The sequence below is a fragment of the Roseburia sp. 1XD42-69 genome, assembly GCF_003612565.1.
Taxonomy (GTDB): domain Bacteria; phylum Bacillota; class Clostridia; order Lachnospirales; family Lachnospiraceae; genus Roseburia_B.
Genome location: NZ_RAZG01000096.1, coordinates 1 through 8,830, shown reverse-complemented (window position 1 = coordinate 8,830; position 8,830 = coordinate 1). Strand labels below are relative to the sequence as shown.

The 8,830-nt window shown below is 45.7% G+C and carries 6 protein-coding genes; 2 read left to right on the top strand and 4 right to left on the bottom strand.

From position 1 onward, the window contains the following. Positions 1 to 30: 30 nt before the first annotated feature. A complete protein-coding gene (locus D7Y06_RS22410) occupies positions 31 to 657 on the bottom strand; it encodes a LytR/AlgR family response regulator transcription factor (RefSeq protein ID WP_243119456.1) in 627 nt (208 codons plus the stop codon). A gap of 214 nt (positions 658 to 871) precedes the next feature. On the opposite strand from D7Y06_RS22410, the gene D7Y06_RS22405 reads away from it, so the two are divergent. Then, positions 872 to 1,765, top strand: coding sequence for an AraC family transcriptional regulator (locus D7Y06_RS22405; protein WP_120409791.1), 894 nt, complete (start codon positions 872 to 874; stop codon positions 1,763 to 1,765). A gap of 15 nt (positions 1,766 to 1,780) precedes the next feature. Here the strand turns inward: D7Y06_RS22405 and D7Y06_RS22400 are convergent, their stop codons facing one another. From D7Y06_RS22400 to D7Y06_RS22390, 3 genes are all read right to left on the bottom strand, one after another. After that, on the bottom strand, positions 1,781 to 4,864 hold the full coding sequence (locus D7Y06_RS22400) for a ZmpA/ZmpB/ZmpC family metallo-endopeptidase (RefSeq protein ID WP_120409790.1): 3,084 nt from the start codon (positions 4,862 to 4,864) through the stop codon (positions 1,781 to 1,783). A 155-nt stretch (positions 4,865 to 5,019) separates the two neighbouring features. Further along, positions 5,020 to 6,108, bottom strand: coding sequence for a tRNA 2-thiouridine(34) synthase MnmA (gene mnmA, locus D7Y06_RS22395; RefSeq protein WP_120409789.1), 1,089 nt, complete (start codon positions 6,106 to 6,108; stop codon positions 5,020 to 5,022). 32 nt (positions 6,109 to 6,140) lie between these two features. Continuing rightward, entirely contained in the window at positions 6,141 to 7,304 is a 1,164-nt protein-coding gene (locus D7Y06_RS22390) for a cysteine desulfurase family protein (RefSeq protein WP_120409793.1), read from the bottom strand. A 49-nt stretch (positions 7,305 to 7,353) separates the two neighbouring features. Between D7Y06_RS22390 and D7Y06_RS22385 the strand changes: the two genes are divergently transcribed. Continuing rightward, on the top strand, positions 7,354 to 8,694 hold the full coding sequence (locus tag D7Y06_RS22385; protein ID WP_120409788.1) for a polysaccharide biosynthesis protein: 1,341 nt from the start codon (positions 7,354 to 7,356) through the stop codon (positions 8,692 to 8,694). Positions 8,695 to 8,830 lie beyond the last annotated feature (136 nt).

The following is an 8,830-nucleotide window of genomic DNA, read 5'->3' as shown; positions in this document are numbered from 1 at the left end:
TATCACTTTTTTAGTATTGTGTTAAGCAAGTTACGATGCAAGCATCGGGGAATGTACCCCCCTATGATTCAAAATAAAAGCCCTGCCGCACCTTCTGAACTGAGAGTATTCTTTTAAAATTTCCCACAAGTTTCCAGTCGTCATCCGTATTTTTAATTTCTCCGAAAAAAGATATAGAACCTGATAATTTTTCTGGGATTCACAGTAAATGATATCGTCGGGCCAAATCTGCCTGAGACCCCCGGAAATTTTCACTGCAATCTGGCTCTCCTTTTTCCTGGAAACCTGCTGGATGGCAGAATCCATGGCATGGAAAAAGCACTCCTGCCCCAAAGGTTTTACAAGGTACTGGACAGCGTCCACCCCATACGCCTTTAAGGCGTATTCTGTTGATGTGGTAAAAAAGACAATGGGCATGGAAAATCCCAATTCCCGCATGTCCTCCGCAGCCTCAATTCCTGTTTTCCCCGGCATAAAAATATCCAAAAGCAAAATGTCAGGTGTATAGTTTTCTTCCCTGGCCCTCTGTACCAGCGCTTCCCCGCTGGTAAACCGTTCCATTTTAAATTCTGCTTCCTTGTTCTTCTCCTGGTATCTTGCTAAAAAAGATTCAATTTCGTCAAGTTCTTTTTCTTCATCGTCACATACTGCTATCACGTACAATTTGTCCACATCCTTCGGTCCGTATTTTACATCCCTGTTTCATCTCCATGAAACCAGTTCTTTCTTAATTCTTTTCAATCTGTAACTTTTCCTGTATTATAGTACCATCAACAAGAGAATTTTACAACAGGAAACAATTTGTGCAAACAAGGACAGGATTTCTTTTTTGACATTAACTATAATACTTACTACAAGGAGGGTAAACAATATGTCTATACAGGTAATACAGCAAGCCATATGCTATATGGAAGAACATATTTTGGAAAATATAAACTATGAGGATGTGGCAAAAAATATCCATATGTCCAATTACAATTTCCATCGGACATTTAGTTTTATTACCGGGATGACAGCCAACGAATACATCAGAAAAAGACGTCTTACACTGGCGGCCTGTGAACTCCAAACAACGGATATCTCCGTAATTGATGCCGCATACAAGTACGGCTATGAATCCCCGGAAAGCTTTTCCAAAGCATTTGCGCATTTTCACGGCTCAACTCCGAAGCAGGCAAAAGGAAAAGGGGCAACCCTTCATTTGTTTAATCCCCTTGTGATAAAAATTACAATGGAAGGCGGTAGTATTATGGATTACAGAATGGAACAAAAAGGATGCCAAAAATTTCTCGCACTGGTAAAGGCTTTTCCCAATGAAATCATCAACGATGACAATGACCACAGCATCCCTGATTTCTGGACAGACTGCAATGAAAAAAATCTGATTGAACCTATGAAATTACTCCGTGCAAAAGGAAAACGGGATTTGTACGGCCTGTGCAGCTCCACAAAAGAAAATGAGACCCATTTTAATTACGGCATCGGAATTTTGATGGATGAGGACACAGATACGTCCCAATTAGAAAAATTTACGGAAAAGGGCTACAGGATTTGGGATGTGCAACCCGCCAGCTACGCCGTATTTCCATGCTTCGGCCCTGACGGAGACTGCCTGGGAGAAACCTGGGGTAAGTTTTACAAAGAATTTTGCCCCCAGACCGGTTATATTCAGACAGAGGATACAGATTTTGAGGTATACTTTGAAAAGGGACAAAAGGACCTGTTTTGTGAATTGTGGATTCCAGTGAAAAAAACAGGCAATTGAGGGAAGGCGCTGCCATCAGCAGCGCCCTACTTTTACCTTTATTTTTTTGTACAATCCATTCTGCGCTATGCAGTAAACCGTACAGCTACCGAATTTTTTCCCAGTAATTACGCCTTTGCTTGATACCTTTGCAACAGACGGGTCTGAGGAGACAAAACGCAGTTTTTTCCCCGCTGGGCTTAACTTCTTCCCGGCCACTTTCACTTTAAGACGGACAGTTTTTCCAGTTTTTACACTTACAGATGTTTTCTTTGTCTCTATCTTTGAAGGATTCCCGTATTTTCCCCCATTTGTAATGCTAAAGGCAGTCAGGGACTGGGCTAAAACCACCCGCTTTCCATTGACATTTTTATAGGCCGTGACATAGTATTTGTATTGCTTTCCCTTTTTTAAATTCTTATGTTTCCAGGAATTTGTTTTTTTGCTCACAGTCTTTAAACATTTAACTTTTTTGCTGTTTTCCGCCCCGTATATTTTATATCCATCTGCTGACTTCACCAAATTCCAACGGAGGGTGTGTGAAGTTTTCCCAGAAGACACTTTGCAGAAAAGAAGCTTGGGACTGGAATTTTTTTTACCTGTCTCCAAACCAGTACTCCCCCCCGGCTGCTCCGTCCCGGAACTATCCGGCTGCCCCGGCTGCCCTGGCTCCAAGCCTCCAGTTCCCCCTGGCTGTTCCGTTTCGGGACTTCCTGGTTTTTCGGGCTCTGTATTCCCCGGTGTGGTTTCCTCCGGCGGTACAACAGACGTCTGGCCAGTACCATAGATAGATTCTTGGAAATCTTTTGTCTGAATCAGGTAAGCTTTAAATATTTCCTGTTTCAGGCGTTCCACATCTGTGGCCTGTGCACGGATATTATTTTCACCACCCGGCATTACCTTCACATTCGCCAAGTCATTTTCTACCGCCTCTTCCATCAACTGGCTTAATTTTTCAAAATTATCTATGGTTAAGGAATGGTTTTTCCACATAATCGTGACGGGCTTTAGCATATCTGTTTTTTCTATCCTTTTTTCAAACATTGCCAGCTTAAAATCAGCCATGGTTTCATAGGCGCCGCCAAAAATTTTTTCCAGCACATATTTATCTGACAGGATTGTGCCATCCGATTTCGCAGATGCTTTATATTGGTTGGAAATATACGGCACCATTCCCTTGTAGTAACCGTATTCCCCCAGGAGTTCAAACGCCTGACGCCGTATCATAACATCACCGCTGACACCGGCGCCGTTCTGCACACCGGCGTAGTTAGCGCTGAAAAGCGGCACTACATAATATCCGTTTCTTGCCAGTGTTCCTGTAGTCTTTGTGCCATTTACTTCATAGCGGGATACAATCATCCCGTTACGGATTAAATCCGCAAGGGAATTTAAATTTTCCGCTTCATCCAGGGTAATCTCCCTGACGGAATCCAGATTATGCCTGGAACCTTCCTCACCCTGATTATACCTTGTTTCAGGATCTTCCACCTGCTCTATCTTGTGAAACCATTTCTTTTTCTCCTGCGCACTTTTCGTAAACATAACATCGGCTTCCACATAATCCAGCGTGTAAACCACATCCAGAATTCCGCTCATATAGGTTTGCAAATCTTCCTCATCCAAAAAACGCTCAGGCTGGCCGTTATGATACCTATCGCTGACTTCCATACGGTCATAAATCAGATTCAGGTTAAAAGCCGGCGGTTCATTCAGCTCATAGGGCTCAAACATCCCTCTCGTATAAACCTCCGCCATCATGCCGTCCCGCGAACCATACCCGTTGAGCATTACCTCAGAAACAAGTATATGCGTCAGTTCGTGGGCGTATGTGGCAAATCCCCGTTCTGTTAATGCCCTTGATATATAATATCGTATCCGTTCCCCTTCCGCAACGCCGTCGGCAAACATATATGTACCATACAGATTCAGCGGCGTAAAAAATTCCCTGACACCCCGGGCAGCATTTTTGCCGAATTTATCCGACCATTGGACAGTGGTATCCGCATCAATCCGCAGACTGTCCAAAACCATACGGTGGGAGGACAATAATCCTCTTTTTCCCGGCTGGGCAATCCGATGCCAGAAATCAATAAAGGCACTCTGCTGCTTAGCCGCCTGCTCCATCTGCTGCCGGAATTTTTCACACAACTCCCTATGGCGTAACGGATCCGTCTCCCTTAAATTTCTGTCTATATAACAATCCATTATCCCCAATGTAATGGTAGCGGAGTTTGCAATTAGGTAAACGCTGTCTTCCGATACGGTGAGCAGTGGCAGAATATAAGCACGATAAGTGGTATTATCATAAAGCCTTTTGTATATCCCCGTGTTTTTACTATCCCAGGAAGACGTATTCTCCAGAATATACGCAGGGCTCTGCTGCACAAACCACTGGTTCATCGGTATCCCCGGTATCCATTTCTGCCTGTTCTTTTCCAGAAAAGCCTCCAGCGTCATAGCGTCTGTAACTGTCCAAAACAATTTTCTATAACCAAATACATTAGCATTATTGGAAATCTTTAAATTATCGCCCCCGGCGCTTCCGATTTGTATTAGCCAGTCCAGCACATCGTATGGAATCCCATAAGTCCCCGGCTCATACAGAAGCACTTCTTTGATATTGTGCCCGCCCATATCAAAATCATACAGCCGCTCCAGGTAAGTAATCCCCAGAAGCAATTTTTCTTTATTCTGCAATATTTTATCCGTAAAAAAGGCTGCATTATTATTGTCTGCCCCTGCAGTGCTATCCACCAGCCTGCAGATAATCCTCCCTATATCTCCCTGTACATCACTAAATGCCTCTTCATAGGACATCACCTTTAAATTATCCTGATTCAGCTCCTGCACAGCCTGCTCATCACTGATATCCGCCGGGCTCTTCCCCTCCCTGCGGGCAATCTCCGTTTTTTTATTGAGCTTTTCCGACAAAGAATACCGGGAGGGTGCCAGCAAATTCCTTATGGTTTCATTGTTTTCATAGTCAATTGCCTGCAGTTCCTTTACCGTTTCCTGGCTCACGTTTTCCCCAATGCCTGCGGCAAAAACTGCCCTGGGGGAAATAAAAAGCAGAATCATGGCACATGCCGCCATTACCGCCATTTTCATATGTTTCATCCCAAGCCCTCCTTCTTTTTAAATTCTCTTTTTGAAACAGGTGCCCAACAACCCTGGAATAAAAGAACCGTTTTCCTCTCTGATATTGAAATTATACCGTCCCTTTCTCAAATTTGCAATTTGAATTTTACCTGATTTTCACGATTTTTCTCTTTTTACTCTCCCTGGGAAATGACTCTCCGGATTGTCCCTCCCCCCGCCACATACTCCCCCTGGTAAAACACCACGGCCTGTCCCGGGGTTGCCGCCCGCACCGGCTCTTCAAACACAAAGCGCACCTTATCCCCCTCATGATAAAGGGCGGCATGTGCTCCTTTGTGGGCATAGCGGATTTTTGTGAGAAATACCTCCCCGTCTGTAAAATCAGGAATGCCCATATAGTTTATGTACTCCGCTACTAACTCTTTTTGAAACACATCCTCGTTTTCCCCAATTACAACCTCATTGGTATCCGGGCGTATCTCCGTGACAAAAACAGGTTTTCCCATGGCAAGGTTTAACCCTTTCCTCTGCCCCACCGTATAATGGGTAATTCCCTTATGCCTTCCAAGAATTTCACCGTCTTTACTGACAAAATTTCCTTCCAGGACTCCTCCTGCCATGCGGTTAATAAATCCCCCGTAGTCATTGTCCGGTATAAAACAGATTTCCTGGCTGTCCGGTTTGTCCGCCACTAAAAGATTGTGGCTTTTGGCAATTACCCTCACCTCATCTTTGCTGTACCCGCCCACAGGCATCAAGGTATGGCACAGCTGTTCCTGGGTGAGGTTATACAGGGCATAGGTCTGGTCTTTGGCAGCACTTTTCGCATTACACACCGCATATCTGCCGTTTTCCCGCTTTTCGATCCTGGCATAGTGCCCCGTGGCGATATAATCCGCCCCAATCTCAAGGCTGCGCTTTAAAAGTGCCTCCCATTTCACATAGCGGTTGCAGGCAATGCAGGGATTGGGGGTTCTGCCCTTTCTGTATTCCCTGACAAAGTAATCCACCACATCCCGCTTAAATTCTTCTTTAAAATTCATAACATAATGGGGGATGGAAAGATTTTGTGCCACCCGCCTGGCATCCTCCACTGCACTTATCCCGCAGCACTCTCTCCCTGTCTCTTCCTCCAAAGCACCCTCCTGCCACAATGCCATGGTAACGCCGATCACATCATATCCCTGCTCTTTTAACAGGCAGGCAGCCACGGAGGAGTCCACTCCCCCGGACATGCCTACCACTACTTTTCTCTTACTCATGTCAATCCTTTCCCTATAAAGGTTTGGGCCGTCTAAACCGCCGCCTTCCTCATATCTTCTACAATGTATTTTAATTTTTCTACCGTATAGTCAATTTCTTCCATGGTGTTTTCCGCCCCCAGGGTAAAGCGCAGCGCCCCCTGGGCCAGCCCCTCCGGCACCCCGATTGCCTTCATAACATGGGACACTTCCGTCTGTCCTGTGGAGCAGGCGGATCCGGAAGAAACACAGATACCCTGAGTATCTAACAAAATTGCGGCAGACTCACCTACTATTCCATTAAAACAGAAATTTGCATTGTTGGAAAGCCTTTTTTTCATATTTCCCATAAACTTCACATCGGGTATTTCCCGCATAATCCGGTATACCAGACGGTCACGCATTTTTTTCACCCGGCGGTTTTCCTCTCCCATCCTTCTGTGGGACAGTTCCGCCGCCTTTCCCATCCCCACAATTCCTGGCACATTTTCTGTTCCCGCCCGCCGATTGCTCTCCTGGGCGCCTCCCTGGATAAAGGAGGGAAGGTCTATTTCTTTTCTGATATAGAGAAATCCTACCCCCTTTGGCCCTCCGAATTTGTGAGCGCTGGCGCTTAGCATATCAATACCGCTTCTTCGCACATCGATTGGCAGATGTCCGTAAGCCTGCACCGCATCGGTGTGGAAAATCAAGTCATTCTTTTTTGCCAGAAAGGCCAGTTCCTCCACGGGCTCTATGGTTCCGATTTCGTTATTGGCATACATCACAGATAAAATACAGGTATTTTCCCTGATACACTCCTCCGCTTTCCCCACGATCACAAGACCTGTTTCATCCACGGGGAGATAGGTAACGCCGCACCCCATAGCGGTAAGCTCCTGACAGGTATGGATGATGGCGTGATGCTCAATGGGGCTGGTTAAGATATGCCCATGTATTCCCGGATGATTCCTTCTGTAAAGATTTGCCGCCTCCTTTAAGGCCCAGTTGTCTGACTCCGTTCCCCCAGAGGTAAAAAATATTTCCTCCTCCCTGGCATGGATGGTGGATGCGATAACCGCCCTGGCATTTTCTATGGCTTCCCTGCTCTTCTCCCCAAATTCATATATGGTGGAAGGATTCCCGTAATACTCCTTCTGATAAGGCGTCATGGCCTCTAAAACCTCCGGCAGCATCCGGGTGGTAGCCGCATGGTCCAAATAAATCATTTTATTCATTTTTACACTCCATTTCTCATATAATACAAAAACGCTATTTTGGTGCCCTATGTTGAAAATACAAAGTAAATTAAGAAATCCCATTGTGTCCGGAACCCTGCTTTTATCCTCTGCAGGCATTCTGGGCAAAATTATCGGGTTCTTCTATAAGATATTCCTATCCAGGGCAATCGGTGCAGAAGGACTGGGCATCTATCAGCTTATTTTTCCCATTTCCACCATCTGTTTTGCCATAACAACCGCAGGCATATCCACCGCCCTGTCCAAATTTGTTGCAGAATACCAGCAGAAAGACCCGGGAGCCCCACGACGTTTCCTCACCGCAGGACTTTTAGCCTCGGGGGTTTTATCCCTTGCCACTGTCTGTCTCTTGCTCCGGTTTGACCGCTTTATTGCAGAAAATATTTTGCTGGAACCAAGGTGCACGCCTTTGATACGGATTTTGGCCTGCTCTGTTCCCTTAGCAGCCATCCACTCCTGCATCCATGGTTATTATTACGGCAGAAAAAAAGCCGCCGTACCCGCCCTCTCCTCCCTTTTAGAACAGGGAATCCGGGTGCTCTTTGTATTTATCGCCTGCCAGGTGCAAATCCAAAAGGGAATGGCTATGGATGCCTCCCTGGCTGCGTGGGGCCTGGTATTCGGGGAAGGGGCTGCTTTCCTCTTCTGCATCACCGCCCTTATGTGCCAGGAAAAAAAGAAGCTTCCCAAATGCAAAAATCCTGTTAAAAATCCGGGGGCCAAACTGCTCATTTATTCCCTCCCCTTAACGGCAAACCGGCTGACCCTCACCTTATTTGCCAGCTTTGAAACCATATTAATCCCTGCAAGGCTGCGGCTCTTTGGCTACTCCCAGAGCGACGCTTTAAGCATTTACGGGGTTTTAACGGGAATGGCTTTATCCATTGTCATGTTTCCCACGGTATTTTCAAACTCGGTCTCTGTCATGCTCCTCCCCATTATTGCAGAGGCGGACAGCAGAAAAGACACCGGGAAAATCAACCGCACCATTGGCGGAACCATTTTCGGGTGTCTCCTTTTTGGAATTATTTGTACTGCAGGATTTTTAGTCACCGGGCAGTGGGTGGGGGATATGCTGTTTGGCAACGCACTGGCAGGAAGATTTATTACTATGTTGAGTTTTATCTGCCCCTTCCTGTTTTTAACCTCCATCCTCTCCTCCATCCTCCACGGGCTTGGCATGGCAGGCTACACGTTCCTTTTGAATCTTGCAGGGAGCATTGTGCGGATTCTCTTTGTCTATGCCCTGATTCCGGTGTACGGAATAAAAGCATATCTTATCGGCATGTTAATCAGCCAGATGTTTACCGCATCCCTCTCTGTGGGGATATTGTGGAAAAAAAGGCTGCGGCAAAAGGAGGTTTCATGAGAATTATTTGCTGATATAGGACGGCAACATGATTTTACGGAAATCAACAGAGCTACAGGCGATGGCTAGTATAGTAAATATTAAGTTGTTGATAGTTTAAATAGCTGCCGCTTCATCAGTATCAATTTCATCCATT

Coding starts and splice junctions, on each gene's coding strand:
- D7Y06_RS22405 (WP_120409791.1), top strand. CDS start 872: ATGTCTATACAGGTAATACAGCAAGCCATATGCTATATGGAAGAACAT.
- D7Y06_RS22400 (WP_120409790.1), bottom strand. CDS start 4,864: ATGAAACATATGAAAATGGCGGTAATGGCGGCATGTGCCATGATTCTG.
- mnmA (WP_120409789.1), bottom strand. CDS start 6,108: ATGAGTAAGAGAAAAGTAGTGGTAGGCATGTCCGGGGGAGTGGACTCC.
- D7Y06_RS22390 (WP_120409793.1), bottom strand. CDS start 7,304: ATGAATAAAATGATTTATTTGGACCATGCGGCTACCACCCGGATGCTG.
- D7Y06_RS22385 (WP_120409788.1), top strand. CDS start 7,354: ATGTTGAAAATACAAAGTAAATTAAGAAATCCCATTGTGTCCGGAACC.